Annotated in this window: 28 protein-coding genes; 12 read left to right on the top strand and 16 right to left on the bottom strand. The window is 67.5% G+C overall.

Features of this window, described 5'->3' with window-relative positions; genetic code table 11:
• The first annotated feature begins 44 nt into the window (after positions 1-44).
• Entirely contained in the window at positions 45-1,169 is a 1,125-nt protein-coding gene (gene pdhA / locus ACXMDY_RS07795; protein WP_259700937.1) for a pyruvate dehydrogenase (acetyl-transferring) E1 component subunit alpha, read from the top strand.
• Between the two features lie 3 nt (positions 1,170-1,172).
• Here pdhA and ACXMDY_RS07790 read toward each other — a convergent pair whose 3' ends face one another.
• Complete coding sequence (locus ACXMDY_RS07790) at positions 1,173-2,102, bottom strand: sigma-70 family RNA polymerase sigma factor (RefSeq protein ID WP_259700936.1); 930 nt, start codon at positions 2,100-2,102, stop codon at positions 1,173-1,175.
• Positions 2,103-2,158: 56 nt separating this feature from the next.
• A complete protein-coding gene (locus ACXMDY_RS07785; RefSeq protein WP_259700935.1) occupies positions 2,159-3,787 on the bottom strand; it encodes an NAD(P)H-hydrate dehydratase in 1,629 nt (542 codons plus the stop codon).
• 157 nt (positions 3,788-3,944) lie between these two features.
• On the opposite strand from ACXMDY_RS07785, the gene mnmA reads away from it, so the two are divergent.
• The gene (gene mnmA, locus ACXMDY_RS07780) at positions 3,945-5,078 is read left to right on the top strand and encodes a tRNA 2-thiouridine(34) synthase MnmA (protein WP_259701111.1); all 1,134 of its coding nucleotides are present in this window, start codon (positions 3,945-3,947) and stop codon (positions 5,076-5,078) included.
• A gap of 38 nt (positions 5,079-5,116) precedes the next feature.
• Here the strand turns inward: mnmA and ACXMDY_RS07775 are convergent, their stop codons facing one another.
• From ACXMDY_RS07775 to ACXMDY_RS07765, 3 genes are read right to left on the bottom strand one after another with little or no spacing between them, the layout of a single operon-like run.
• The gene (locus ACXMDY_RS07775) at positions 5,117-5,362 is read right to left on the bottom strand and encodes a 2Fe-2S iron-sulfur cluster binding domain-containing protein (RefSeq protein ID WP_259700934.1); all 246 of its coding nucleotides are present in this window, start codon (positions 5,360-5,362) and stop codon (positions 5,117-5,119) included.
• Positions 5,363-5,400: 38 nt separating this feature from the next.
• Positions 5,401-6,879, bottom strand: coding sequence for a cobyric acid synthase (locus tag ACXMDY_RS07770; RefSeq protein WP_259701110.1), 1,479 nt, complete (start codon positions 6,877-6,879; stop codon positions 5,401-5,403).
• A gap of 32 nt (positions 6,880-6,911) precedes the next feature.
• Positions 6,912-7,289: an Npun_F0494 family protein gene (locus ACXMDY_RS07765; protein WP_259700933.1), complete on the bottom strand. Its 378-nt coding sequence runs from the start codon at positions 7,287-7,289 to the stop codon at positions 6,912-6,914.
• A gap of 66 nt (positions 7,290-7,355) precedes the next feature.
• Between ACXMDY_RS07765 and ACXMDY_RS07760 the strand changes: the two genes are divergently transcribed.
• Complete coding sequence (locus ACXMDY_RS07760; protein WP_259700932.1) at positions 7,356-7,973, top strand: Maf family protein; 618 nt, start codon at positions 7,356-7,358, stop codon at positions 7,971-7,973.
• Here ACXMDY_RS07760 and ACXMDY_RS07755 read toward each other — a convergent pair.
• The 3 genes from ACXMDY_RS07755 to psbD form a co-directional block, all read right to left on the bottom strand.
• Positions 7,954-8,823, bottom strand: a complete 870-nt coding sequence (locus tag ACXMDY_RS07755) for a YcgJ family protein (protein WP_259700931.1) — start codon at positions 8,821-8,823, stop codon at positions 7,954-7,956. The genes ACXMDY_RS07760 and ACXMDY_RS07755 overlap by 20 nt on opposite strands.
• 258 nt (positions 8,824-9,081) lie before the next feature.
• The gene (psbC, locus tag ACXMDY_RS07750) at positions 9,082-10,470 is read right to left on the bottom strand and encodes a photosystem II reaction center protein CP43 (protein ID WP_259700930.1); all 1,389 of its coding nucleotides are present in this window, start codon (positions 10,468-10,470) and stop codon (positions 9,082-9,084) included.
• Entirely contained in the window at positions 10,454-11,512 is a 1,059-nt protein-coding gene (gene psbD, locus ACXMDY_RS07745; protein WP_457767546.1) for a photosystem II D2 protein (photosystem q(a) protein), read from the bottom strand. The genes psbC and psbD overlap by 17 nt, the downstream gene beginning before the upstream one ends.
• 259 nt (positions 11,513-11,771) lie before the next feature.
• On the opposite strand from psbD, the gene ACXMDY_RS07740 reads away from it, so the two are divergent.
• Positions 11,772-12,347, top strand: a complete 576-nt coding sequence (locus ACXMDY_RS07740; RefSeq protein WP_259701126.1) for a photosystem I assembly protein Ycf4 — start codon at positions 11,772-11,774, stop codon at positions 12,345-12,347.
• A gap of 5 nt (positions 12,348-12,352) precedes the next feature.
• The gene (locus tag ACXMDY_RS07735) at positions 12,353-13,063 is read left to right on the top strand and encodes a peptidylprolyl isomerase (RefSeq protein ID WP_259701127.1); all 711 of its coding nucleotides are present in this window, start codon (positions 12,353-12,355) and stop codon (positions 13,061-13,063) included.
• 24 nt (positions 13,064-13,087) lie between these two features.
• Here the strand turns inward: ACXMDY_RS07735 and ilvN are convergent, their stop codons facing one another.
• Together ilvN and ACXMDY_RS07725 are read right to left on the bottom strand one after the other, a co-directional pair.
• Complete coding sequence (ilvN, locus tag ACXMDY_RS07730) at positions 13,088-13,618, bottom strand: acetolactate synthase small subunit (RefSeq protein WP_259701128.1); 531 nt, start codon at positions 13,616-13,618, stop codon at positions 13,088-13,090.
• A 47-nt stretch (positions 13,619-13,665) separates the two neighbouring features.
• Positions 13,666-14,610 (bottom strand): alpha/beta fold hydrolase, encoded by a 945-nt coding sequence (locus tag ACXMDY_RS07725; protein WP_259701129.1) that lies wholly within the window; start codon positions 14,608-14,610, stop codon positions 13,666-13,668.
• Positions 14,611-14,613: 3 nt separating this feature from the next.
• On the opposite strand from ACXMDY_RS07725, the gene ACXMDY_RS07720 reads away from it, so the two are divergent.
• From ACXMDY_RS07720 to ACXMDY_RS07705, 4 genes are all read left to right on the top strand, one after another.
• The gene (locus ACXMDY_RS07720) at positions 14,614-15,753 is read left to right on the top strand and encodes a N2,N2-dimethylguanosine tRNA methyltransferase (protein WP_259701130.1); all 1,140 of its coding nucleotides are present in this window, start codon (positions 14,614-14,616) and stop codon (positions 15,751-15,753) included.
• 12 nt (positions 15,754-15,765) lie between these two features.
• A complete protein-coding gene (petM, locus tag ACXMDY_RS07715; protein WP_259701131.1) occupies positions 15,766-15,864 on the top strand; it encodes a cytochrome b6-f complex subunit PetM in 99 nt (32 codons plus the stop codon).
• Positions 15,865-15,948: 84 nt separating this feature from the next.
• Entirely contained in the window at positions 15,949-16,911 is a 963-nt protein-coding gene (locus tag ACXMDY_RS07710; RefSeq protein ID WP_259701132.1) for an NAD(P)H-binding protein, read from the top strand.
• 77 nt (positions 16,912-16,988) lie between these two features.
• Positions 16,989-17,204, top strand: a complete 216-nt coding sequence (locus ACXMDY_RS07705; RefSeq protein ID WP_259701133.1) for a hypothetical protein — start codon at positions 16,989-16,991, stop codon at positions 17,202-17,204.
• An 18-nt stretch (positions 17,205-17,222) separates the two neighbouring features.
• Here the strand turns inward: ACXMDY_RS07705 and ACXMDY_RS07700 are convergent, their stop codons facing one another.
• Positions 17,223-17,894: a pseudouridine synthase gene (locus ACXMDY_RS07700; protein ID WP_259701148.1), complete on the bottom strand. Its 672-nt coding sequence runs from the start codon at positions 17,892-17,894 to the stop codon at positions 17,223-17,225.
• Positions 17,895-18,130: 236 nt separating this feature from the next.
• Here ACXMDY_RS07700 and infA point away from each other — a divergent pair, with 236 nt between their 5' ends.
• Positions 18,131-18,400 (top strand): translation initiation factor IF-1, encoded by a 270-nt coding sequence (gene infA / locus ACXMDY_RS07695; protein WP_259701134.1) that lies wholly within the window; start codon positions 18,131-18,133, stop codon positions 18,398-18,400.
• 60 nt (positions 18,401-18,460) lie between these two features.
• Here infA and trxB read toward each other — a convergent pair whose 3' ends face one another.
• The 3 genes from trxB to ACXMDY_RS07680 form a co-directional block, all read right to left on the bottom strand.
• A complete protein-coding gene (trxB, locus tag ACXMDY_RS07690; protein WP_259701135.1) occupies positions 18,461-19,858 on the bottom strand; it encodes a thioredoxin-disulfide reductase in 1,398 nt (465 codons plus the stop codon).
• 72 nt (positions 19,859-19,930) lie between these two features.
• Positions 19,931-20,146 (bottom strand): hypothetical protein, encoded by a 216-nt coding sequence (locus ACXMDY_RS07685; protein WP_259701136.1) that lies wholly within the window; start codon positions 20,144-20,146, stop codon positions 19,931-19,933.
• Positions 20,147-20,261: 115 nt separating this feature from the next.
• Positions 20,262-21,701, bottom strand: a complete 1,440-nt coding sequence (locus ACXMDY_RS07680; protein WP_259701137.1) for a DEAD/DEAH box helicase — start codon at positions 21,699-21,701, stop codon at positions 20,262-20,264.
• 119 nt (positions 21,702-21,820) lie between these two features.
• On the opposite strand from ACXMDY_RS07680, the gene ACXMDY_RS07675 reads away from it, so the two are divergent.
• Both ACXMDY_RS07675 and ACXMDY_RS07670 read left to right on the top strand, forming a co-directional pair.
• Complete coding sequence (locus ACXMDY_RS07675) at positions 21,821-22,522, top strand: SDR family oxidoreductase (RefSeq protein ID WP_259701138.1); 702 nt, start codon at positions 21,821-21,823, stop codon at positions 22,520-22,522.
• Complete coding sequence (locus tag ACXMDY_RS07670) at positions 22,515-23,528, top strand: YheT family hydrolase (protein WP_259701139.1); 1,014 nt, start codon at positions 22,515-22,517, stop codon at positions 23,526-23,528. Before ACXMDY_RS07675 ends, ACXMDY_RS07670 begins: the two co-directional genes overlap by 8 nt.
• Here the strand turns inward: ACXMDY_RS07670 and ACXMDY_RS07665 are convergent.
• Positions 23,467-23,835 (bottom strand): (2Fe-2S) ferredoxin domain-containing protein, encoded by a 369-nt coding sequence (locus ACXMDY_RS07665; RefSeq protein WP_259701140.1) that lies wholly within the window; start codon positions 23,833-23,835, stop codon positions 23,467-23,469. The two genes, ACXMDY_RS07670 and ACXMDY_RS07665, sit on opposite strands and share 62 nt — an antisense overlap.
• Before the next feature lie 23 nt (positions 23,836-23,858).
• Positions 23,859-25,094, bottom strand: a complete 1,236-nt coding sequence (locus tag ACXMDY_RS07660) for a 1-deoxy-D-xylulose-5-phosphate reductoisomerase (RefSeq protein ID WP_259701141.1) — start codon at positions 25,092-25,094, stop codon at positions 23,859-23,861.
• Positions 25,095-25,181 lie beyond the last annotated feature (87 nt).

Below are 25,181 nucleotides of genomic sequence, written 5' to 3'. Positions count from 1 at the left end.
TGGACCCCGTACAGTCGGCCCCTGAAGACCACGCCACTCCCGCCATGACCCAGGAGTTCGCGCTCAAGTCGGCCCCTGAAGCGTTCGCCTCTGAGCCTGTTGCCGCCCCCGCTGGTTCAGCTGAAGCTGAGGCGGCCGGAAGCCACGCCCTGCGGCTGGCAGCTTTCGCCTCCGCTCCCTGCACGGTGAGCCGGGCTGAGGGGCTGATGCTCTACCGCGACATGACCCTGGGTCGGCGCTTCGAGGACAAATGCGCCGAGATGTACTACCGTGGCAAGATGTTCGGCTTCGTGCATCTCTACAACGGTCAGGAAGCGGTTGCCACCGGCGTGATCAAGGCGATGAAGGCCCAGCACGACTGGTTCTGCAGCACCTATCGGGATCACGTCCACGCGCTCAGCTGCGGCGTGCCGGCCCGCGAGGTGATGAGCGAGCTGTTCGGCAAGGCCACCGGCTGCAGCAAGGGCCGCGGCGGCTCCATGCACCTGTTCTCCAGGGAGCACCACCTGCTGGGCGGTTATGCCTTCATCGGCGAGGGCATTCCGGTCGCCCTCGGCGCCGCCTTCACCAGCCGCTACAAGCGCGATGGGCTCGGCGATGCCAGCAGTGATTCCGTCACCGCCGCCTTCTTCGGCGATGGCACCTGCAACAACGGCCAGTTCTTTGAATGCCTCAACATGGCGGCGCTCTGGAAGCTGCCGATCCTGTTCGTGGTGGAGAACAACAAGTGGGCGATCGGCATGGCCCATGAACGGGCCACCAGCGAGCCGGAGATCTGGCGCAAGGCGGCTGCTTTCGGCATGGCCGGAGAGGAAGTCGATGGCATGGACGTGCTGGCGGTGCGCGCCGCCGCCCAGCGGGCGATCGAGAGGGCCCGGGCCGGTGATGGCCCCACGGTGCTGGAGTGCCTCACCTACCGCTTCCGTGGCCATTCCCTGGCCGATCCCGATGAGCTGCGCAGCGAGGCTGAAAAGGCCTTCTGGGCCCAGCGGGATCCGATCAAGGCCCTTGCCGGCCAGCTGATCTCCGCCGAGCTGGCCACGGCCGAGGAGCTCAAGGCGATCGAAACCGAGATCGATGCCGAGGTGGCCGATGCCGTGAGCTTCGCCATCGCCGCTCCCGAGCCCGACCCCGCCGAACTCACCCGTTACATCTGGGCCGAAGACTGAATCTCAGGGGCTGGTCGCACTGAGCTCCGAGAGGCTGCGCAGCTTGCGCAGGGCCTTCAGTTCCACCTGCCGCACCCGCTCGCGTGAGACGGACATCAGCCGGCCGATTTCGGCCAGGGTGCTGCGTTCAGCCCCGTTGGTGCCGAAGCGCAGGTCGAGTACCTGGCGTTCCTGGGCCGAAAGCTGGCTGAGCCAGTGTTGCAGCCGGTCGTGGTCCATCGCCTGCTCCATCCGCTCGAGCGGTTCCTGGCTGGAGGGGCTGGCGATCAGATCACCGAGGGGACTGCGCCCTTCCTCGCCATTCACCGGCGCATCGAGGCTCGAGGTGGTCAGCGACTGACGCAACAGCCCGTCGAGCTCCTGGATCGGGATCGCCATCGCTTCGGCGATCTCCTGGCGGCTGGGCATCGCGCCGAGCTTGTGGGCCAGCTCCAGGCTGACCCGGCGCACCGAGCCCAGCCGCTCGCTGAGGTGAACCGGCAGCCGGATCGTGCGCGACTGGCAGGCGATCCCCCGGGTCATGCTCTGGCGGATCCACCAGAAGGCATAGGTGGAGAACTTGTAGCCACGGGTGGGGTCGAATTTCTCCACGGCCCGCTCCAGCCCCAGGGAGCCCTCCTGGACAAGGTCGAGCAGCTCCAGCCCCTTGCCCTGGTACTTCTTGGCAACGCTCACCACCAGCCGGAGGTTGGCTTTGATCATCCGCTGCTTGGCCCGCCGGCCGATCCGCAGCACCTGATTGGTCTGGTCGGTGGGTTCGCTGGGCTCGCTGGCTTCCAGCTGCCGCATCATCGTCTGGACCTGGTTGCCCAGTTCGATCTCCTCAGCCGGGGTGAGCAGGGGCTCCCTGCCGATCGTGGTCAGATACCAGTGGATCGAATCCGTCCTGCGCCGCTGGTGGGTGTCTCGGGCCTGAAGGCTGGTGACAGCCATGAAACGACGCAAAAGTTGCGTCAATCTCGACGCAATCGCCCGGTTTGGGTGTGTTTTTAACAACGTTTTGGCAGCTTGCTCTCACGCCGGGCCAGCTGGCTGGCGATGGCCTGGGGGCTGGCCGCTGCGGCGCCGAGGATCCGGCAGCACTGCAGGCCGGCCTGGGCATGGTCGAGGGCGGCGGCCGCCAGCAGGGCTCCATCCGCAGGGGAGCAGGTCTGAGCCGCTGCGGCAGCGGCCCCCCTGCCGGCGGCGTAGCCGGCCAGCACGTCCCCCAGTCCGGCGCGGGCGGCCGGGGCGGCAGCCTCCAGCAGCTGCCAGCGGCGGCCATCGGCCGCGGCCACCACGCTGCGGGCCCCCTTGAGCAGGACGCTGACGCCACAGCGGGCGGCGGCGCTCGCCGCCGCCGCCAAGGGCTGCTGGCTGGCCAGATCCGGGAACAGGCGGGCGAATTCGCCGGCATGGGGCGTCAGCCAGGTGGCGCCCTGGCGTCCCCGCAGCCAGGCATCGCTTCCGGTCCCTGTCTCCCCGGCGGCCACGCGGTTGAGCCCATCGGCATCCAGCACCAGGAGTCCGCTGAAGTGCTGCAGCGCTCGCCAGGCCAGGGTCTGATCCGTGCCGTCTGCCCCATGGCCGGCACCGATGCCGGGGCCGAGCAGCACCGCATCGAGGCGGTCCAGGGCTCCGGCTTCTCCCAGCGCCGCCAGGCAGAGGCCCCCCTGGGCTCCAGAGGCCAGGGCGCGGTGCACCACCACATCGGGTTGCACCGCCCAGAGCTCTTCGGCCACCGCAATCGGCAGGGCGCCCCGCAGGCTGCCGCAACCACTGGCGCCGGCACCCAGCAGGCTGAGCAGGGCAGCGCCGCGATAGGCGTTGCTGCCGGCCACAACCAGCAGGCGGCCCCGTCCATACTTCCCAGCCCTCGGATCTGGAATCGGCCAGGGGGTCGAGGCCAGATCCGCTGCCGCCAGGCCCAGGGGCTGGTCCACCGGCAGGCCGGCGAGCTGGGCGGGCGGGAGCCCGAGGTCGAGCCGTTCCAGCTCCCCCACCCAGGCCAGGGCTGCGTCCTGCACCAGGCCCTGCTTGAGCAGACCGAGCACGTAGGTGTGGCTGGCACAGGCAGCCACCTCCCCCAGCAGCTGGCCACTGTCGGCGCAGAGGCCGGTGGGCACATCGATCGCCACCAGCCGGCCTGGCCGTTGCGATTGCCTGGTCGCCAGCAGTCGCTCGATCACCGCACCGGGCGGTCGCCGCTGGCCGGTGCCGAACAGGGCATCGATCCAGAGGCGTGGATCGGCCGGATCAGGGCTGCCGGCGCACTGCTCCACCCCCAGCCAGTGGGCATGGCGCCAGTGGGCCTCGGTGAGGGGCTTGCGCTGCTCGAAGGGGCTCCAGAGCTGAACGTGCACCCCGGCCAGATGCAGCTCCCTGGCCACCACCAGTCCATCACCGCCGTTGTGGCCGGGCCCCACCAGCACCAGCACGCCCCGCTCCAGCCGATCCGGCTGCCCGAGCAGCCGCTGGCTGATTCGTAGGGCGGCCTTCTCCATCAGGGCTTCCACGGGCAGGCCACTGGCGAACAGCGCTTCTTCCAGGTCCGCCATCTGGGCGGAGCGCACCAGCAGGTGGGCGGCATCACGGGCGGGCCAGGAGGGCACGGCAACGGCGGCGCGGGCTGGTCCCATGATGGGAGCAAGGATGTTTTTGCCCCACGATTCAGCATCGAGGGTGTTCGGTGTGACCCTTTCTCCAGCCCCCGCTTCAGCAATCCCCGCTTCAGCAACCCGTGCTTCCGCAACCACCTGTCCGGCCACCCCTGCCGCTGCCCGGGCCGTCGAGCGGTTGCGGGCCTGGCCAGGTGAGCATCGCGTCGCCGTGGGCCTCTCCGGCGGGGTCGACAGCTCCCTGAGCGCCGCTCTCCTGGTGGAGGCCGGCTGGCAGGTGGAGGGGCTCACCCTCTGGCTGATGAGCGGCAAGGGGAGTTGCTGCGCCGAAGGTCTGGTGGATGCGGCCGGCCTCTGCGACCAGCTGGGGATTCCCCACCATGTCGTCGATTCCCGCGCCCGCTTCCAGGCCCAGATCGTTGATTTCCTTGTGGAGGGCTATGCGGGCGGCGTCACGCCGCTGCCCTGCTCCCGCTGCAACCGGGAGGTGAAATTCGCGCCCATGCTCGCCTGGGCCGAGGCCGAGCGGGGCATCACCCGGATTGCCACCGGGCATTACGCCCGGCTGCGACCGTCGCTGGCTGCCGCCTCCGCTTCCTGCTCAGGCGAACGGTCCGGCCGGACGCAGCTGCTGCGCGGTCTCGATGCCGGCAAGGATCAGAGCTACTTCCTCTACGACCTCCCCCAGGAGGTGCTGGGCCGGCTGCTGTTTCCGCTCGGTGAAATCAGCAAGCCGGACACCCGCCTTGAAGCGGAGCGCCTGGGGTTGCGCACGGCCAGCAAGCCGGAGAGCCAGGATCTCTGCCTGGCCGATCATCACGGCTCGATGAAGGCCTTTCTCGACGCCTACCTACCGCCCCGCCAGGGGGAGATCGTGCTGGCGGACGGAACAGTGATCGGCCAGCACGATGGCATCGAGCACTTCACGATCGGCCAGCGCAAGGGGCTGGGGGTGGCCTGGCGTGAGCCCTTGCATGTGGTGCGGCTCGACGCTGCGATGAACCGGGTGGTGGTTGCCCCCCGCGCCGAGGCGGCTCGCTCCGGCTGTGTGGTGGGAGCGATCAACTGGGTATCGATCGATCCTCCCGCCGCTCCACTGTCACTGGAGGTGCAGGTGCGCTATCGGAGTGGGCCGGTTCGGGCCCGTTTCACGCCGCTTGCGCCCACCGCCACCGATGACGCCGCTGGGCGGCCCCATCGCGGCCGCCTGGAGTTCGAGCAGGAGCAGTTCTCGATCACACCGGGGCAGGCGGCCGTGTTCTATGCCGGCGAGCTGGTGCTGGGGGGCGGGCTGATCCAGGCGGCGGGCTGATCACAAGGCTGATCACCGATAGGGATCACCAATGGGGATCACCAATAGGGATCACTGGCCAGTTCCACCCTGAGCTCGCCGCTGCGGGCCGGCGGAACGGAGGCGATGCAGGCGCGCACAACCTGGCCGTTCACCTCGATCTCGCAGGCGCCGCAGCTGCCGCCCAGGCAGCCGGTGGGAATCAGCAGGTTGCCGCTGGCCGCTGCAGACAACCAGGCGGTGCCGGCCGGCTCCAGGCTGGTGCTGCCATTCGGCCAGCTGATCCTGACCAGGGGAGGGGCCATGGAATCACGGCTGTGTCTGGGTCAGTCTGAAGCAGTGTTCAGTGCAGCAGCGGCTCCAGGTTGACGTGGGCCTCGAAGGCATCGGCGAGGCGATCGAGCAGGGCGTCCCGCTGGCGGCTGTGGTGGGGCTGGGCCTCCCCCAGGTCGGGGAGGTTCCGCTGGCGGCGCAGCTGGTTCAGCCAGCGCCGCCGCCAGGGGCCGTTCTCGAACACACCATGCAGGTAGGTGCCGGCCACTGAACCACCCGGCTCAAGCTGCTGCCACCAGCCCAGCTCGGGCTCGGAGCCGAGCGGATGGCAGTGCTGGGGCGCCAGGCAGTGGGAGCGCCCCCGGTGCAGTTCGAACCCTTCCAGATCCTGGCCTCCGGGCGGTGGCCAGAGCGCCTGGCTGCTGCGCCGGCGCAGGGCCTTGACGGAGCCGAAGCGGGTGAGCAGTGGCAACAACCCCAGGCCTCGCATGGAGCCGACCATGCCGCCGCCTTCCAGACCATCGGGATCCTCGAGCGCTCGGCCCAGCATCTGCAGTCCGCCGCAGATGCCGAACAGATGGCCGCCGCCGGCCACGAAGGCCTGCAGCTCCCCGGCCATCGGGCTGGCCTGGAGCGCTGCCAGGTCCCGCAGGGTCTGCTTGCTGCCAGGCAGGATCACGGCGGCCGGTTGGCCGAGCGCCTCGCCGGGGCGCACCCAGCGCAGCCGCACGCTCGGTTCGGCCTCAAGTGGATCGAAGTCGGAGAAGTTGCTGATCGAGGGCAGCCGCAGCACGGCGATCTCCAGCTCGGCATCGGGTTTGCGGGCCCGCCGCTCGAGCAGATCGAGTGAATCCTCCGGCGGGAACAGCTCATCGAGCCAGGGCATCACCCCCAGCACCGGAATCCCCGTCCGTTGCTCAAGCCAGAGGCGCCCCGCATCGAACAGCTCCCGCCGGCCGCGGAAGCGGTTGATCAGGATGCCCCGGATCAGGGGCCGCTCCACCGGTCGCAGCAGGGCCAGGGTGCCGACGACCTGGGCAAACACCCCGCCGCGCTCGATGTCCGCCACCAGCAGGCAGCGGGCTCGGAGGTACTGGGCGAGGCGCAGGTTGGTGAGATCGCGGCTCTGCAGGTTCACCTCCACCGGGCTGCCCGCCCCCTCCAGAATCAGCTGTCCGCCGGGGTGGGAGGCCTGCAGGCTGCTCAGCCCTGTGCGGATCGCCGCCCAGCCGGGCCGGAACCAGTCGCGGTAGTAGTGCTCGGCGCGGGCAATCCCCACTGAGCGGCCCAGGTGGATCACCTCACTGGTGCTGTCGCCCTGGGGTTTGAGCAGAACCGGGTTCATCGCCACTTCCGGCTCCAGTCCGGCCGCCCAGGCCTGCAGGGCCTGGCTGTAGGCCATTTCGCCGCCCCCCTCGTCCACCCAGGCATTGAGGCTCATGTTCTGCCCCTTGAACGGCAGCGGACGCTCTCCGCGCCGCCGCAACACCCGACAGAGGGCTGCTGTCATCAGCGACTTGCCGGCCCCGCTGCTGGTGCCGAGCACCATCAGGGCCGGGAGCGGGGCCAGAGGCGCGCTGCTCACAGGCGGGGCCGGTGGCGGCGCAGGTTCTGGTGAATCCGCTCGGCCAGCCCCGCCCGTGGAATCTCGCCCGGGAAACCTGCGAGCAACTGGCGTCCCATCGGCGTCAACCGCACCCGATCGGTCAGCCCCTGGCCGTCCACCTCACGGCGCAGCACCCCGAGCCGGATCAGCCAGATGAAATGATCCTCGGCCCGCTGCGGGCCCATCGGCAGAAAGCAGAAGACGGACCAGTCGGAGCGATCGCAGAGGGCCCCGCTGCTGATCGCTTCCCCCCCCACCAGCGCGTAGAAGGCCCTGCGAAACGGCAGGCAACGCAGGGCACTGGCGGCGCGGCTGAACGAGCGCCCCGGGTTGGGGCAGGCAACGGGGTCCATAGCCGTGATTCTCCCGGATGGCTGGCCGTCATCGCGACGCAGGATGGGGGCCGTTGGGCCACCGGGATGACGTCGTTGCTGCTTGCCTCCGCCTCGCCGGCGCGGCGGCGCCTGCTTGAGCAGGCCGCCATCCCCCATCGCTCTCAGGTGAGTGGTGTCGATGAGCGTGCGATCACGGCGGCGGCCGGGCCGCTGGGAGCCGAGTGGTTGGTGCAGCGGCTGGCCCTGGCCAAGGCCGAGGCCGTGCGGGGCGCGGCGACCGTGGGATCTGAGCTGGGGCCAGCGGTGCTGGGCTGTGATTCGGTGCTGGTTTTTGAAGGGGAGGTGTTCGGCAAGCCTGGTGATGCGCCTGAGGCGAGCCGGCGCTGGCGGCAGATGGCGGGTCGGTGGGGGGAGCTCCACACCGGCCATTGCCTGCTCCCGGCTGAGGTCGGCGTGGCGTCTCCCCTGCTCGCCACCGTGACCACCCGGGTTCTGTTTGCCGCCCTGACGGACGCGGAGATCCAGGCCTACGTCGACACCGGCGAACCGTTGCAGTGTGCCGGTGGCTTTGCCCTTGAGGGCCGCGGCGGCCTGCTGGTGGAGCGGATCGAGGGATGTTTCAGCAATGTGATCGGCCTGAGCCTCCCCTTGCTGCGACGTTGGTTGCAGCCAGAAGCTCCAATCAGCGGAACAGGTTGTTGAACAGACCCTGCAGGAACTGGTTGGTGGGATTCAGGCTGGGAGAAAGGTTTGTCGGGTTCACCTGTTGATCGTTAACACGGGTGATCAGCCGTTGGTTGCCCCAGCTGAAGATCACTTCGTTGCCGCGCCTTGCGGTGCGGACGGGCCATGTTCCCGTTCCGTCTCGAAGCACCAGCTCTCCCTGCCTGTTGTAGAAGGCGAACTGCCGGCCGTTCTGCAGCTCAACGGAATAGGCCGTTCCATTGGCTGTGCTTCGCTGCCTCAGATCGCAGCTGCCATTGAAGACGCTCCGCCCGGACTGGGAGAGTTCACAAGAATTTGCCTGCTGGTTCTGATTCCAGTTGTTCGTTGAGTTGTTGTTCCAATTGTTGTTTGAATTGTTGTTTGAGTTGTTGCCCCAGTTGTTACCCCAGTTGTTGTTGGAGTTGTTGTTTGCCCATGGATCGTCTGAGCGTCTGACGCTGCCGAACAGCTGACGGCTCAGGCGATTGCTCACATTTGTTTTCTTCCAGCCATTGTCCCAGCAGAGCTGGCGCTGAACATCACACACTTCTCCACCACTGAACTGGAACTCCCTGGGAATCGTCCTCCCGGAGAGCAGCCGCTTCAGGTTCTGCTCGGCCCGCCGGTCGAAATGGCGACGGGTCAGCGGCAGGGAGGCGCCGTCGCTGTCGTAGCAGATCCGCACCGCCGAGTCGCAGATCACGCCGCTGCTGGGAAAAGTCAGGGTTTCCGTCTTGGCCTGCCCCTGCAACGGTGCGCTCAGAGTTGGGAGCACCAGAAGGGAGAGTGTGGCCAGCCATCCCAGCGAGCGTTTCTGAACATGGCCGCTGGAGCAGGGGGTCGTCATGGCTGCTGGTCTGGGTGAGGGGTATGGCCGGGTGGTGTGGATGGCCAGCTGCGCTGATCTCCCCATCACCTCAGCTGGACCGTAGCCAGGGTGAGCGTTGAAGGAACAACCAGAGTTCATCTGTCTGGCGCTCAGGTCTGACCAGATGTGTCGACCATAAAAAAACCCCTGCGGAGGCAGGGGTTCAGGAAGATCTCCAGATGGATCAGCTTGTGGCTGAAGCTGGATTGCGTGGATGCTCGGTTGAGTCGGGGAAACTCAGTCGAGATCGGGCATGGCCAGGGTTGGTTCTGCCTTGCGATCAATGCCCTTCTCGAAACCGGCGGCGGCTGCGCGGGCGCGACCGGCGTGCCAGAGGTGGCCCACCAGGAAGAAGAAGGCGAGCACGAACTGAGTGGCGGAGAGCCACTGACGCACGTTCACGAAGTTCACCGAGTTGGGTTCGGTGATGATGCCTCCCACGGAGTTGAGGGAAGCATTCGGGGCGTGGGTCATGTATTCAGCGGCCCGGCGCACCTGCCAGGGCTGAATATCGTTCTGGAGCTTGTCGAGGCTCAGGCCGTTGGGGCCTCGCAGGGGCTCGAGCCAGGGACCACGGAAATCCCAGAAGCGCATGGTTTCACCGCCGAAGATGATTTCGCCGGTGGGGGAGCGCATCAGGTATTTACCCAGGCCGGTTGGGCCCATGGCCGAACCGATGTTGGCACCAAGTCGCTGGTCACGCACCAGGAAGGTGAAGCTCTGGGCCTGCGAGGACTCGGCATTGGTGGGGCCGTAGAACTCGGAGGGGTAAGCGGTGTTGTTGAACCAGATGTAGGTGCTGGCGATGAAGCTCATCAGGCTCAGGGCACCCAGGCTGTAGCTCAGGTAGGCCTCACCGTTCCAGATGAAGGCACGGCGCACCCAGCCGAATGGCTTGGTGATCACGTGCCAGATGCCTCCAAAGATGCAGATCAGGCCCACCCAGATGTGACCACCGATGATGTCTTCCATCGAGTTCACGCCGATGATCCAGCCTTCTCCACCAAAGGGAGCTGCTGTCAGGTAGCCGAAGATCACCGCCGGACTGAGAGTTGGATTGGTGATCAATCGCACGTCGCCACCACCTGGAGCCCAGGTGTCGTAGACGCCACCGAAGAACATGGCCTTGAACACCAGGAGCAGGGCACCCACTCCAAGCAGGATGAGGTGATAGCCAATGATGTTGGTCATCTGGTTCTTGTCACGCCAGTCCTGGGAGAAGAACGAGGAGTAGTTCTCCAGGATCTCCGGGCCGCGCAGGGCGTGATAGAGGCCACCGACGCCCAGCACTGCTGAGCTGATCAGGTGCAGAACACCGACGACGAAGAAGGGATAGAGACTGGTGACTTCACCACCGGGACCGACGCCGTAGCCGAGGGTTGCCACGTGCGGAAACAGGATCAGACCCTGCTCATACATCGGCTTGTCGAAGCTGAAGTGACTCACTTCGAACAACATCATGGCCCCGGCCCAGAACACCATCAGGCCGGCGTGAGCCACGTGGGCCCCGAGCAGACGGCCGGACAGGTTGATCAGGCGGGCATTGCCGGCCCACCAGGCATATCCGGTGGAGTCGAGGTCCTTGCCACCAACGGCAACAAGGGAAGGACTAGAGAGCGTTACCACGGGGCAGGACCTCCTCAGGGAAGACGAAGTTTTCATGCGGCTGGTCAGCCGGTGCCATCCAGGCACGCAGACCTTCATTCAGAAGAATGTTCTTCGTGTAGAAGGTTTCGAATTCAGGATCCTCAGCGGCGCGGATTTCCTGGCTCACGAAGTCGTAGGCACGCAGGTTCAGCGCCAGGCCGATGATGCCGATGCTGCTGGTCCACAGACCCATCACCGGCACGAACAGCATGAAGAAGTGCAGCCAGCGCTTGTTGGAGAAGGCGATCCCGAAGATCTGGCTCCAGAAGCGGTTGGCGGTGACCATCGAGTAGGTCTCCTCTTCCTGGGTGGGCTCGAACGCCTTGAAGGTGTTCGCCTGCTCGGAATCCTCAAACAGCGTGTTCTCCACTGTGGCGCCGTGGATGGCACACAGCAGCGCACCGCCGAGGATGCCGGCCACGCCCATCATGTGGAACGGGTTCAGCGTCCAGTTGTGGAAGCCCTGCAGGAACAGCAGGAAGCGGAAGATCGCCGCCACCCCGAAGGATGGTGCGAAGAACCAGCTGCTCTGACCCAGCGGGTACATCAGGAACACGCTCACGAACACCGCGATCGGACCGGAGAAGGCGATCGCGTTGTAGGGGCGGATGCCCACCAGCCGGGCAATCTCGAACTGACGCAGCATGAAGCCGATCAGCGAGAAGGCACCGTGCAGCGCCACGAACGGCCAGAGGCCACCGAGCTGCACCCAGCGAACAAAATCACCTTGCGCTTCCGGACCCCAGAGCAACAGCAGGCTGTGGCCCATGGCGTCGGCAGGGGTGCTGACGGCAGCGGTGAGGAAGTTGCAGCCCTCCAGGTAGGAGCTGGCAATGCCGTGGGTGTACCAGGAGGTGGCGAAGGTGGTGCCGGTGAGCCAGCCGCCCAGTGCCAGGTAGGCGGTGGGGAACAGCAGCAGACCGGACCAGCCGACAAAAACGAAGCGGTCACGCTTGAGCCAGTCGTCGAGGACATCGAACCATCCCCGTGTGGAAGGCGCGCGCCCTAGGGCAATCGTCATGGGTGCATAGGCAGGTGGAGAACCCGCTGATCGGTGAAATACCCGGCGATGGTAACAACGTTCGAGCCGGAGTCGGGACTGGCCGAAACGCCCTGACATGGCTTCCCGCGGCTGGGTTTTTAAGTATTTCTTCTCATTTGCTGCCAGCTGATTGCGCGGCCCACGCTCCTGTCTCCGCTGTGGCGCCAGGCCCAGGCAGGCACCACAGAGCTGCGGCGGGAGGGCGAAGATGGCAGAACTCCGCACCTGCCACGCCGCCATGGCTTCGGTCCCTTCCTCGGCTGCCTCGCCTCCCCGCGACCCTTCACTGGTCCTTGATCAGCCGGTGCAGGGTTCACGCCGGCCTTCCAATCTGCTGGTTGCTGCTGTTGTGAGCGCTGGTGGCGCCGGTTTTCTGCTCACCAGCCTCTCCAGCCGCCTGGGGGTCAACCTGCTGCCGATCGGTCACCCCGCCTCCCTCGAATGGGTCCCCCAGGGATTGGTGATGGGGGCCTATGGAGTGGCGGCCCTGCTGCTGGCCACCTATCTGTGGGGTGTGATCGCCATCGATCTGGGCGCCGGCAGCAACCGTTTCGACCAGGGCAGCGGTGTGGCCACGATCAGCCGCCGTGGTTTCCGCCAGCTGATCTGCTTCGATCTCCCCCTGCGGGACATCCAGGCGGTGAAAGTGGATATTCGCGACGGCCTCAACCCCCGTCGGCGTCTGGCTCTGCGCCTGCAGGGCCGCCGCGATCTTCCCCTCACCCGGGTGGGCGAACCCCTGCCGCTGGCCGAGCTGGAGCAAAGCGGCGCCGAGCTGGCCCGGTTCCTCAGGGTTCCCCTGGAGGGCGTCTGATCGCGATGGCTCTTCCCTTCACCCGCGCCCTTTTGTGGGCGCTGCTGCTGTTGGCGCCGATGGGCCTGACGGCCTGTGCCGCTGATTCAGCCAAGACGGCCGTGGGCTGCAGCAACGCCACGACCCCCTGCCTGAGCGGCAAGGCCCTGGTTGCTCTGCAGACCAGCCGTGGCGAGATCCAGGTTTCTCTGATCGGTGACGCGGCCCCGCTCACCGCCGGTAACTTCGTCGATCTCGTGCGCCGCGGCACTTACAACAACACTGTTTTCCACCGGGTGGTGACGGAGCCCTCCCCCTTCGTGGTTCAGGGCGGCGACCCCCAGAGCGCTGATCCCAAGGTTCCTGCCAGCCTCTATGGCAGTGGTGGATTCATCGATACCAGCACGGGGGCCCCTCGAACCATTCCGCTGGAAATCGGCCTCAAGGGAGAAGCGGACCCCCGCTACGGCGAGGAGCTTCTGGATCCGACCCAGCTTGGCCGTCTGCGGTTGCTCCACGATCGGGGGGCGATCGCGATGGCCCGCTCGGCGGACCCCAATTCCGCCAGCGCGCAGTTCTACATCGCTCTGCGGCCCCTCGTGGAACTGGACGGGCGCTATGCCGTCTTCGGCAGGGTGGTCAAAGGCATGGAGGTGGTCGATCGGATCAAGCAGGGCGATCGGCTGATCAAGGCCGTCCTGCTGGAGGGTGGCACCCTGGTGAAGGCGAAGCCCTGAGCGATCAGCGATCCGTCTGAACCGTCAGGCCGGCACCCGCTTGTCTGAAGCGGTGATCTTCAGGAAGGCGGTGTTCACCCCTGAGGCCCGCTCCAGGGCGACCCGGCCGGTGCGCACGATCTCGAGGATGCCGTAGGCCTCGAGGATCTGCTCAATGGCCACAAGCTTGCCGGGGTCCCCCACCACTTCAAGGATCAGGGCGTTGTCGGCCACATCGACCACATTGGCGCGGAACACCTGGACCAGGTCGAGGATCTCCGAGCGCCGCTCCGGCGGTGCCGCCACCTTCAACAGCATCAATTCCCTCTCCACGGCAGGAATGGTGGTGAGATCACTCACGTTCAGCACGTTGACAAGCTTGTTGAGCTGCTTGGTCATCTGCTGAAGCGTGGAGCCGTCGCCTTCCACCACCATCGTCAACCGGGATACCCCCCGGCGCTCGGCGGGTCCGACCGCCAGGCTTTCGATGTTGAAGCCCCGCCTGGCGAACAGACCGGAGATCCGGCTCAGGGCCCCGGATTCGTCTTCGACCAGCACCGAAAGGGTGTGCTTCATGCCCGCAGCGCTTGCCTGCCCCCAAATTACGTGGCCGCCCCCTGACCTCAGCCCGGACCGGCGGGGGTGGGGTCGGGCAGGCGTGCCAGCCAGTCCAGCAAGAGGCCCCCGAACCGCAACGGGGCCTCGTCCTGGAGGCAGTGGCCAACACCCGGCAGCACCACAAGTTCGAGATCGGGTTTGTATCGCTTCAGCTGGCGCGACACTTCGATCGGAACGAGCCGATCGGCATCACCCCACAGCACCAGCAGAGGTTGGCTGAGGCGATCCAGCAGCGCGGCGGCAGTGGCCCCCCGCGGTCGCAGGGCCATGCCGATGCTCATGCCTCTCAGGGCCCAGGCCGCCGTCGGCCTGCGGGCTGGCCAGGCGATCAGCTGATGCAACTCCCTGTCGCCGATCACCGGCTTGTTGTAAGCCGACTGGATGCCGAGGTTGAGCAGTGGCGTGTGCGCAATCAAGGGCACCAGCAACTCCAGAGGCAACAGACGGCAGAGCAGGGTGATCACCAGCCGTCTGAGCCGCCGTCGCCAGGGAGCACGCCGCCGTTTCACGGTGATCAGCAGGCTGGGATCGGGCAGGGTGGCGGCCGCCACGGCCCGCACCCAGGCGGGGAAGAAGCCGGCGCAGCTGAGCGCCACCAGGCTGCCGAGCGAATGGCCCACCAGGACAGCGGGTGCCTGGACCACCTCTTCCAGGAAGGCCCGGGTCTGGCGGGCCCAGAGCCGGTTGTCGAGGCGCAGGGCCGGTTGGGCCGACCCGCCGAAACCGATCAGATCCAGGCCGTAGACGCACCAGCCGGCCGCCGCCAGGGGCCCCGCCGTGTGGCGCCAGTGACCCGAGCCGCAGGCGAAGCCGTGCAGCAACAGCAGGGGTGGATGGCCTGGATCACCCAGAACCCGCCAGTGGCAGGCCAGCCCCCGCCAGTGCCAGATCGCCTGCCGGCCCCAATCGGCGCCCGTCGTTGCGACAGGCTGGAGCTGGGTCGACAGCAAGGAGTGGAACCGACGCAGGACTCAGACCACTATTGCGAAGCCTCAGCGCGACTGCGGCTCGGAGCTGGCTTCTTTCAGGCCGCTTCGCGGCCGGCCCGGGACCTCGGCGTGCTGCTGGCCAGTCACCTGGCCCTCAACGGCCGGCTGCGGGTGCTGGATCTGATGGCCGGCTGTGGCATCCGTGCCCTTCGCTATGGCCAGGAAAGCGCGGCCACGGCCGTCTGGGCCAATGACGCCGATCCCGACCGCTTGCCTCTGCTGGAGGCGAACCTGGCCCCCCTGCGGCAGGGGGAGATCCCATCGCTGCGGATCACCAGCCTCACCGCCCAGAAGCTCCTGGCCGATTGCCTGGTCCGTGAGGAGCGCTTCGAGCTGATTGATCTCGATGGGTTCGGCTGTCCCACCGCCCTTCTCCCCCTGGCCCTCGAGGCCGTCGGCTTCGGCGGTGTCCTCTACCTGGCCAGCACCGACGGCCGTTCCCCCACCGGCCATGACCGGCCTGCGGCGATCCGGCGGCTGGGGGCGGCGGCCCGGGCCCAGCCATCCAGCTGGGAGCTGGCCCTGCGGCTGCAGTTGGGGGTGATCGCCCGCACCGCCTGGGCCATGGGCCGGGGGGTGGAACCGCTGTTCAGCTTCAGCGAGGGACGCACCTTCCGCACCGCCGTGCGTCTGCAGCGTCGCATCGAGGCCGGCGATGAGGCGCTGCTGGGGATGACGGCCCATTGCCACCGTTGCGGAGACCAGATGGTGCAACCACTGCTGCGCCTGAGGGACTGGCCCTCCTGCTGCGGTCCGGATCGACCCCTGGCGATCAGCGGTCCCCTCTGGATCGGTCCGTTGCAGCATCGACCCAGCCTGGCTGCCCTGGCTGCCCTGGCGGCGGAATCCAGTTTTGCTCCTGCCACGACAAAGCTGCTGGCCAGCCTGATCAGCGATGTGGGCGTCCCCGCCCGTTGCTGGCCCACCGCCGCGATCGGACGACGGCTGGGGGGTGGTCCGCCGGTGCTGGCGGATCTGGTGGAAGCCCTCCGGGCCAGGGGATGGGCCGCCAATGCCAGTGGCGTGATGCCGGCCCAGCTTCGCACCGATGCTCCCTGGTCGCTGGTGCTTGAGGTGGCGGGGGCGCACAATGGAGAGCCCTAGCCGCCACCCGCCATGGCCTCTGAAATCTTCAGCATCGCCGCGATCTTCTGGGTGCTCATCCCCGTTGGCCTGGTGGGTGGCGCCATCCTGCTCAAGCTTCAGAACGACTGAAATCCCCTGGGCCCATCGCTCGAAGCCGAGGCCCGCGCCGGCCCCTGCCGCAGCTTTAGGCTCCAGCCGTTGCGCCGGTGATTCATGCAGGTTCTGGTCGTCGGCGCAACGGGAACCCTTGGTCGCCAGATCGCCCGACGCGCCCTCGATCAGGGTCATCAGGTGCGTTGCATGGTGCGCACCCCCCGCAAGGCCGCGTTTCTGCAGGAATGGGGCTGCGAGCTCACCCGTGGCAATTTGCTTGAGCCGGAAAGCCTGCTTTACGCACTGGAAGGCCAGGATGCGGTGATCGACGCGGCCACGGCCCGGGCCACCGACAACGGCAGCATCTACACGATCGACTGGACCGGCAAACTCAACCTGATCAATGCCTGCCTTCAGGCCGGCGTCAAACGTTTTGTGTTCATCTCCCTGCTCGATGCGGAGAAGCACCGCAGCGTTCCGTTGATGGACATCAAGTACTGCACCGAGCAGGCCCTGATCGAATCCGGCCTCGAGTACACGATCCTGCGCTCCGTCGCCTTCATGCAGGGGGTGATCGGTCAATTCGCCATGCCGGTGCTGGAGAGCCAGACCGTCTGGGTGAGTGGCAGTCCAACCCCGATCGCCTACATGAACACCCAGGACGTGGCCCGCTTCGCGGTTGCTGCCCTGGAGCGTCCAGGCACGATCGACCATGCCTATGCGGTGGTGGGACCGAAGGCCTGGAACACCGGGGAGGTGACCCAGCTCTGCGAGAAGTACAGCGGCAAGCCAGCCCGGGTGTTCCGGGTGAGGCCGTTCCTGATCAGGCTGATGCAGGCGTTTGCGGCCTTCTTCGAGCCGGGGGTCAACGTGGCCGAACGGCTGTCCTTCGCCGAGGTCACCGGCGGAGGGGTGAGCCTGGAGGCGCCGATGGAGGAAAGCTATGAAGCCTTCGCCCTCGACCCCGCCAGCACCACCCACCTGGAGGACTATCTGAAGGAGTATTTCGGCACGATCCTGAAGCGGCTGCGGGAGTTGGATGTGGATCTCGCCAAGGACGCCAAGAAGAAACTCCCCTTCTGATCAGTTCAGATGTACTATCCGGTTTGATTGGTTCACTGGTTCGCCTGTCTTTTCTGCTGCCCTGAGCTCCCCCAGCCATGTCCATTGCCCAGATCAAGAACCTGCAGCGCCGGCTCACCAACCTTGAGCAGGAGGCGGTGGCGGAATTGAACCGTTGCTGCGGCCATGAGCTCTGGCTCACCCTTGGTTTCGATGCCTTCGATTCGCTCGAGGATCCGGATCGACGCTCCCGTGCCAACTATTACTACGGTCAGCTGCAAACGGCGCGGGAGCTGCAGCAGGTCATCGGCTGACTCCCAGGCCAGGCCGCCCTACCCGCCGCCGCCTCCCTGGCCCCCTTTCCCGCCACCGGCCCGGCCCCCCAGGCCCGGCGAATGAACCGGCCTGCGGAGCAGCAACGCCTTCAGGCGTTCGCTTTCCTCGTTGGTCACCTGGCGCCACTGGCCCGGCTCCAGGCCGGCCAGGTTGAGCGCAGGGCCGTCATCCATCAGGTCGATGGCTGTGCGGATCAGCCGCAGGGTCGGGTAGCCGACGGCGGCCGTCATGCGCCGCACCTGGCGGTTCCTGCCTTCGCGTAAGTCCAGTTGCAGCCAGCTGGTCGGCACCCTCAGCCGATGGCGTATCGGTGGCTGGCGGGGAGCGGCAGCTGGATCGGCCAGCCGTTCGGCCCTTGCCGGCAGGGTTCGTCTCCCCTGCACGGGCAGGCCGGCACGGAGTGCCGCGATCGCCTCAGGAGTGGGAAACCCTTCCACCTGGATCCAGTAGCGGCGCCAGTGGCCCCAGCGGGGGTCGGTGAGGCGCTGCTGCAGGCGTCCGTCACTGGTGAGCAGCAGCAGGCCCTCGCTGTCCGCATCCAGGCGGCCGGCGGCGTACACACCAGGACTGTCGATGAAATCGGCGAGGGTTCTCCAGCGATCGGCCGTTGCTTCGACCGTGAACTGGCTGAGGACCCCGTAGGGCTTGTGGAAGAGAAGGGTGACCAGGGGAAGGAGTCAGCTGGCGCTGCCGTTCTGGCGTGCTTTCCAGAGGTTGACAACCCCGATCGAGATCAGCAGCAGGCCCAGATCCAGCGACAGAGGCGGAGCGATCAAAGGGGAGGCCAGCAATGTTGAAGCGATCAAAAGCTGGTTGGTGCCGGGGGTGTGACCCTAACCGTCACAGGGGGGGCGAGGCGCCAATTTAAGCTGAATCGATTGTCTGAATCGAGCACCAGCCGCGCATGATCGAAACCTCGGGTGTGATCGAGAAAGAACAGGGCAACGGGTTTTACCTGGTCACCCTCGATCAGCCCTCCGGTCACCAGTGCCTCTGCCGCGCCGCTGGCAAACTCACCAAGTTCCGCATCAAGCTGCTGGCCGGAGACAAGGTGCTGGTCGAGATCAGCCCCTATGACCTCACCCGCGGCAGGATCACCTACCGGGAACGGAACGTCGGCACCGCTGGACCGAGGCCTGGCGGCAACCGCCCCGGCGGCCCCCGACGCCGCTGATCAGCGCGGACGCCTTTCAGCGCGGACGCCTCTCAGCTCGGTTGGCTCAGCGCTGTTGGCTCAGCTCACCGGAGTCAGCAGCAGGGCGTTGATGGCATCGCGGAATTCGCTCCGCTGCTTGACACCCTTCCATTGCTGCTTGAGTTCCTTGTTGAAAAACAGCTGCACGGTGGGGGTGCCGTTGACACCGGCCTGCACGGCGATCTCCTGCTCGGCGTCGATGTCGATTTCGATGCCGAGGGCGCTGCCGCCCAGTTCGCTGAGCACGCGCTTGAGCTGCGGCTTGAGCACATGGCAGGGACCACAGCTGGGCGAGGTGTAGACCACCAGCAAAGGCTTGTCGCTCTCGTGATAAAGCTTGCGCAGCGCGAACCCCCCTTTCTGCCAGAGGGCGGCGGGATCGAAATTGTCGGCGTCGGACACGGCCGTGGCGGTGGGTTCCCCGGCCGGTTCCGGCTCCACCGCCTCGCGCGCCACGGTGATGGCCAGGTCGTGATGGCTGAGCCAGCGCTCCGCCGCCAGGGCGGCCTGGCAACCGCTGCCGGCTGCCGTGATGCCCTGACGCCACTGGGCGTCGGCCACATCGCCGGCGGCGAACACCCCCTCCAGGCTGGTGTCCGGCTGGCCGGGGCTGGTCACCAGGTAACCCTTGGCATCCACCTCGAGCTGGTCGCCCACCAGACGGGTGTTGGGGGTGTGGCCAATGGCGTAGAACACGCCTCGCACCGGCAGCTCTTCGCTGGAGCCGTCGGTGAGATTTCTCAGGGTGAGGCCACTGAGCCAGTCATCACCGCTGGCGTCGACCAGGGCCCGGTTCCAGTGCACGGTGATGGCGGGATTGGCCAGCACCCGATCGGCCATGGCGGCGCTGGCCCGCAGGGAGTCGCGACGCACGATCAGGTGGACATGGCTGCCGTACTTGGTGAGGTAGACGGCTTCCTCGCAGGCGGAGTCGCCCCCGCCGACCACCGCCAGCTCGGCATTGCGGAATTGGGGCGTGGCGCCGTCGCAGATCGCGCAGGCGCTGATGCCGTGACTCCAGAAGCGCTCCTCCTGGGGCAGGCCCAGGCGGTTGGCGCTGGCACCGGTGGCCAGGATCAGGGCCTGGGTCTGCACCCAGGCCCCTTCGACCCGCACCCGATAGGGGCGAGCCGAGAGGTCGATCGCTTCGGCATCGGCTTCCACCAGCCGGGTGCCCCAGCGCTCCGCCTGGGCCTTCATCCGGTCCATCAGATCGGGGCCGAGGATCCCGTCTGGGAAGCCTGGGTAATTCTCAACGTGGGTGGTGGTCATCAGCTGGCCGCCGGGGATGCCGCCATCCTGAAAACCCGTGATCAGCAGCGGGCTGAGGTTGGCGCGGGCGGCGTAGATGGCGGCGGTGTATCCAGCCGGGCCGGAGCCGACGATCACCAGGTTTTCGATACCGGATGGTTCCGGCAGAGGGTGCTCGGCCGTCATCGCGCTTAAACGGAGAGGGTATGAGTTGACCCTAGATCAGCAAGGGTTCGCCCGGCGGGTGGCAGGTGGGAATCAGGGTTCCCGGATGGCTTTGGGCCAGTGGTGCTTCGGCAGCAGCAGGGCTTCCACCCGCTCGGGTCGGTCGTCGATGCAGAGGATCCATTCGCGGAACTCTTCGGTGAGCGCGAAACTGTCTTCGTAGCGCTCCGCTGCGTCGAGGCTGGCGATTCGCCTTTCCGCCCAGCTCACCTGGGCCGCCAGCAGGCGATGGAGAGACGCATGGGCCATGGTCCTGCTCCGGAGACGTTCAGGCTGGCGAGCGTGTTGATCAGCTGCCTGGTTGTTGCCGGGAACGTTGCATTTTTTTGACAACAGCCCCGTGTCCTGATCCGGGCGGGAGGGGTCAGATCGGTCCGCCCAGGAAACGGGGCAGCTCCGGTCCACGCAGCCGGATCACCGCTCCGACCCCCTCGGCCAGGGCCTGCGGGGGCAGGCTGCGGCCGCCGCCGCCGCCCGCGGCCGAATCCTGCTCGGCGGGGGGCGCGCCTGGCCGGATCCGATACGGCTCAGCCACCGACCAGGTGCGGGCATAGGCCAGCAGGCGCGGATCGGCCGGGGCGAACACGTAGGAGGGCTGGCGGGGAATCGCCTCCAGCTCAGATCGTCCGGCCTCCATCCGAACGGCACGGGTGATCGCCTGAACAAAGCGACTGCGGGTCACCACCGTGGTCAGGTACGCCACCACCCGCAGGCGGGGGGCATCGAATCCCTCGGCGCACATGTCGATGCTGACCAGCCAGTCCGCCTCCCCGTCCCGGAAGCGCTGCAGCCCTGTGGCCGCCTCGGGATCCTGGGAATGCACCAGCACGACCCGATCCCCCTCTTCTTCGAGCAGGCCGGTGATCCGCCTGGCATGGGCGATGTCCCGGGCGATCACCAGCCCGCCCGCCAGCGGGTGAGCCTCGGCACGCAACCGCTCAAGGCGACGGCGGGCCTGCAGCAGCACCCTCAGGGCGATGCTGCTGCTGTCTCCCGGCTGGATGGCTCGTCGCAGGTTTCGGGCTCGCCAGCCCTCCCGCCACTCGGTTGAAAGGGAGGAGCGCTCGGTGTCGCCGAGGCGGCCGTGGTCCACCCAGCCATCCTGGAAGCGGAATTCGAGCGGGCGAACATCGCCGGCCGCGATCAGCTCCCGCGGCTCGACGCTGAGATCGGCGGCAATGTGCTCGATCAGCTCGCCCCCTTCCCATTGCCGGTGGCGCCGGGCGGCGCGGAAGGCCAGGTTGTCGGCACGAAAGGGCGTGCCACTCAGACCGAGCCGCAGCACGCAGCCCTGGCTCAGCCGCTGGAAGGCCTGTCCCCACACGGCGGCCTCCGGCTCCTCCGGATCGATGCCGAGGTGATGCACTTCATCGGCCACCGCCAGCACCCTGGCCTCGCGGGTCCAGGCCAGCTCCCGCTCGAGCCTGTCGATCTGACGGGCCGCGCCCTGATAGCTGAGCAGCAGCCCGGCGCCGCCGGCGGGATCGGCTGACTGCGCCGGCCAGTCGCTGAGGGTGAGGCCGAGCTGGGCGGCGGCGGAGCGCCACTGGGCCGCAATCGAGCTGCGATGGCAGCAGACCAGCAGGTGTGTGAGTGTCCCCTCCCGGTGCAGTCGCTGAAAGGCGAGCAGGGCGCCGAGGGTCTTGCCGGCCCCGGGACCGGCATGGATCAGCACGTCCTGCCCAGCCGGCCCGCCTTGCTCAAGCCGCCGCCTCAGCAGTTCGATCATGCGTCGCTGCCAGTGCCGTGGCCTGGGGCCCGCCAGGGAGTGCCGCGCCGCCAGGTTGAAGGAAAGGGAGCCCATGGCCATGCGGCAAGGTGGCCATTCTGTGGCTGAAACCGGCCGGAACCGGCTGAGGGGCAGTCCTTGCCTGCCAGGGGGGCTCCCTTTGCCTAGAACTGGATCAGCTGTTCCTGTCCTGGATGCCTGCTCTTTCCGCCCCCGGCCTGCTTGCCGTCACCGGTGCCTCCGGCAAGACCGGCTGGCGGGTGGTGCAGGAGGCCCTCGGTCGGGGATACGAAGTGCGGGCGATCCTGCGGCCCAACTCCACGGTTCCAGCCGGCCTGGAGGGGGCCGAGCTGATTCGCCTCGAACTCAGCGACAAGGCCGCCCTTGAGCGGGCCCTGCAGGGTGCACAGGCCCTTGTGATCGCCACCGGCGCCCGCCCCTCGATCGACCTGAGCGGTCCGCTGCAGGTTGATGCCCTGGCGATGCGGTCCCAGATCGCCGCCTGCCAGGCCGCTGGGGTGCAGCGGGTGGTGCTGGTCAGTTCGCTCTGCAGTGGCCGCTTTTTCCACCCCCTCAACCTGTTCGGCTTGATCCTGCTCTGGAAACGGCTGGGGGAACGCTGGCTCCAGGAGAGCGGCCTGGCCTGGACGGTGGTGCGACCGGGCGGGCTGAAGGAGTCGGAGCTGAACCTGGAGGCCGAAGGCATCCGCTTCAGCGGGCCTGATCAGCAGGAGAGCAACAGCATTCCGAGGCGCCTGGTGGCCAGGGTCTGCCTTGATGCCCTGGCCACTCCAGCGGCGACCGGCCGGATCATCGAGATCACCAGCGGCCCGGATCTGGCGCCGATCGGCATGGCGGAATGGCTGCAGAGCCAACCCCTCGTCGTCGATGCCTGAACCACTCGGGGCAGTGCCTTTTCAGCCGCGGCCGCCCTGGTGGGGGCCCGACCTGCAGACCCTGCGTGACACCCTGCGGGGGCCGCGCTTTCCCGTCGATCAGGCTGAGCCCCTGCCGATCCCGATCGGGCGGGGAGAGCAGTTGCTGGCTCTGGTCGACCGGCCCGCCCAGGCGGCGCCCCTCGGCGTGGTGGTGCTGCTGCATGGCCTGGGCGGCTCCAGTCAGGCGATCGGGGTGCGCCGCCTTGCCCTGGTCCTGCAGGCCCAGGGTTTTGCGGTGTTGCGTCTCAATCTGCGGGGAGCCGGCGCTGGCCGCTCCCTGGCCCCCGGCACCTATGCGGCCCACTGCAACGGCGACCTGTTGCCAGCCCTGCGCCGGGCGCGGCAGCTGGCGGAGGGTCGGCCGCTGTTCGGGGTGGGCTTCTCCCTGGGTGGAACCGTGCTGCTGAATGGGGTGCTCGAGCCAGGCTCGCCGCAGCCCTGGCTTGATGGCCTGGTGGTGATCAGCAGTCCGCTCGATCTGGCCGGCTGCTCGGCGGCGATCGGTCTGCCCCGCAACCGGCTCTACGAGCGCTGGCTGCTGCGCAGCCTGCGTCGCCAGACCCTGGCTGATTCCAGTGGACTCAGCGCCGGTGAGCGGCTTGGCCTCAGCCAGGTCCGCAGCATCCGCGATTTCGACACCCTGATCACCGCACCCCGCTGGGGCTTCGCCTCGGTGGACGACTACTACGCCCAGGCCAGTCCACTGCTGAGGCTCCAGGAGCCGGATCCGCCCTTGCCGGCGAGCCTGCTGATCCAGGCGCTCGATGATCCCTGGGTGCCGGCGGCCCCCGCCGTCGCCCTGGCCTCACGGGATCCTGCCCTGCCAGGGCTCGAGGTCGTCCTCTCGGCCGGGGGCGGACACAACGGCTTCCATGCCCCCGGCGGCAGCTGGTCGGATCAGCTCACCCTGCACTGGCTGCGCCAGCAGCTGGATCGGCAGCCCCCCCGAAGGGCGTGCGCCTGAGAATCCAGGCCTCGATCGGATCGCCGCCGATCACATGCTCCCGCACGATTCGCTCGATCCGCTCCGGCGTCACGCCCCCGTACCAGATGCCCTCCGGCCAGATCAGCAGAATCGGACCGCCGCCGCAGATCCGCAGGCAATCGGCCTTGCTGCGCAGCACGATGCCGCCGGTCCGGCTCGGATTCTCCAGGTCGAGCTGGCGCACCAACGTCTTGAGCCGCTCCCAGCTGGCGGCTCCCACGGCCGGATCGCCGCAGAGTGGCTTGCTGGGCGTTGCGCAGAGCAGGAGATGATGGGCAATCGCCATGGTGCGACTCAGAATAATGCGGCTCAGTGGGGCAGGATCTGGGCTGTGGCGGCCGCCTCATCCACCGCCTGCCGGGCCCAGCCATCCACGGCCAGCACGTCGTCGAGGCCTGGATCGGCCCGCAGGTCGCCTCGGTGGCGATCGCAGACCCGCTCGATCAGCTCTGGAATCGCCAGGAAGGGGATCCGCTCGTTCAGAAAGAGTGCCACCGCCTGCTCGTTGGCGGCATTGAGCACCGCCGGCATCGTGCCGCCGGCGCGACCGGCCGCATAGGCCAGTTGCATGCAGGGGTATTTGGCCCGGTCCGGGGCGCGGAAGCTGAGGCTGCCCACCTCGGTGAGATCGAGCCGCCGCCAGGGGGTTTCGAGACGCTCCGGCCAGCTGAGGCAGTAGAGCAGAGGCAGCTTCATGTCGGGCCAGCCCAGTTGGGCCAGCACCGAGGAATCGACCAGCTCCACCATCGAGTGGATGATGCTCTGGGGATGGACGACGATTTCGATCTGGTCGTAATCGAGGCCAAACAGATAGTGGGCCTCGATCACCTCCAGGCCCTTGTTCATCAGGGTGGCTGAATCCACGGTGATCTTGCGCCCCATGCTCCAGTTGGGATGGCTGGTGGCGTCGGCCACGGTGGCTTTGGCCAGATCAGCGGCGGGCCAGTCGCGGAAGGCGCCGCCGGAGGCCGTGAGCTGGATGCGACGCAACCCGGGGGTGGGAATGCCGGTGGACAGGCGGGCGGTGTCGGCCCAGGGGGTGCCCTGCAGGCACTGGAAGATGGCGGAGTGCTCCGAATCGGCCGGCAGCAGCCGGCTGCCGCTGCGCTTCAGCTCCGGCAGTACCACGGGCCCGGCGGCGATCAGGGTTTCCTTGTTGGCCACCGCCAGGTCTTTGCCGGCGCGGATCGCCGCGAGGGTCGGCAGCAGGCCGGCACAACCGACGATTCCCGTTACCACCAGCTCGGCCGTGGGCCAGGCGGCGGCGGCGCAGAGGGCCTCGCTGCCACCGAGCAGCTCAGGCAAGCGGAAGGGCTGGCCAGGCCGGTCGAGGGCGGCGAGGCGGGCCCGCAACTCCGGCAGCAGGGCGGCATCGGCCAGGGCCACCACTTCGGGGGAGTGGCGCTGAATCTGGTCGGTGAGCAGGGCCAGGTTGCGGCCGGCGCTGAGGGCCACCACCTTGAAGCGATCGGGGAACTCGCTGGCCAGTTCCAGGGTCTGGGTGCCGATCGAGCCGGTGGACCCCAGCACGCTGATCGCCTTCACCGCGCTGCTCCGTCGATGGCCGTCAGTCTCCCATCCAGGCCGGGCGCACCTCCCCCGGAGGGTCGGGGCGTCACACTGGATCGATCC

The organism is Cyanobium sp. ULC082 (assembly GCF_977927535.1).
This window is presented reverse-complemented; position numbering and strand designations above follow the sequence as displayed.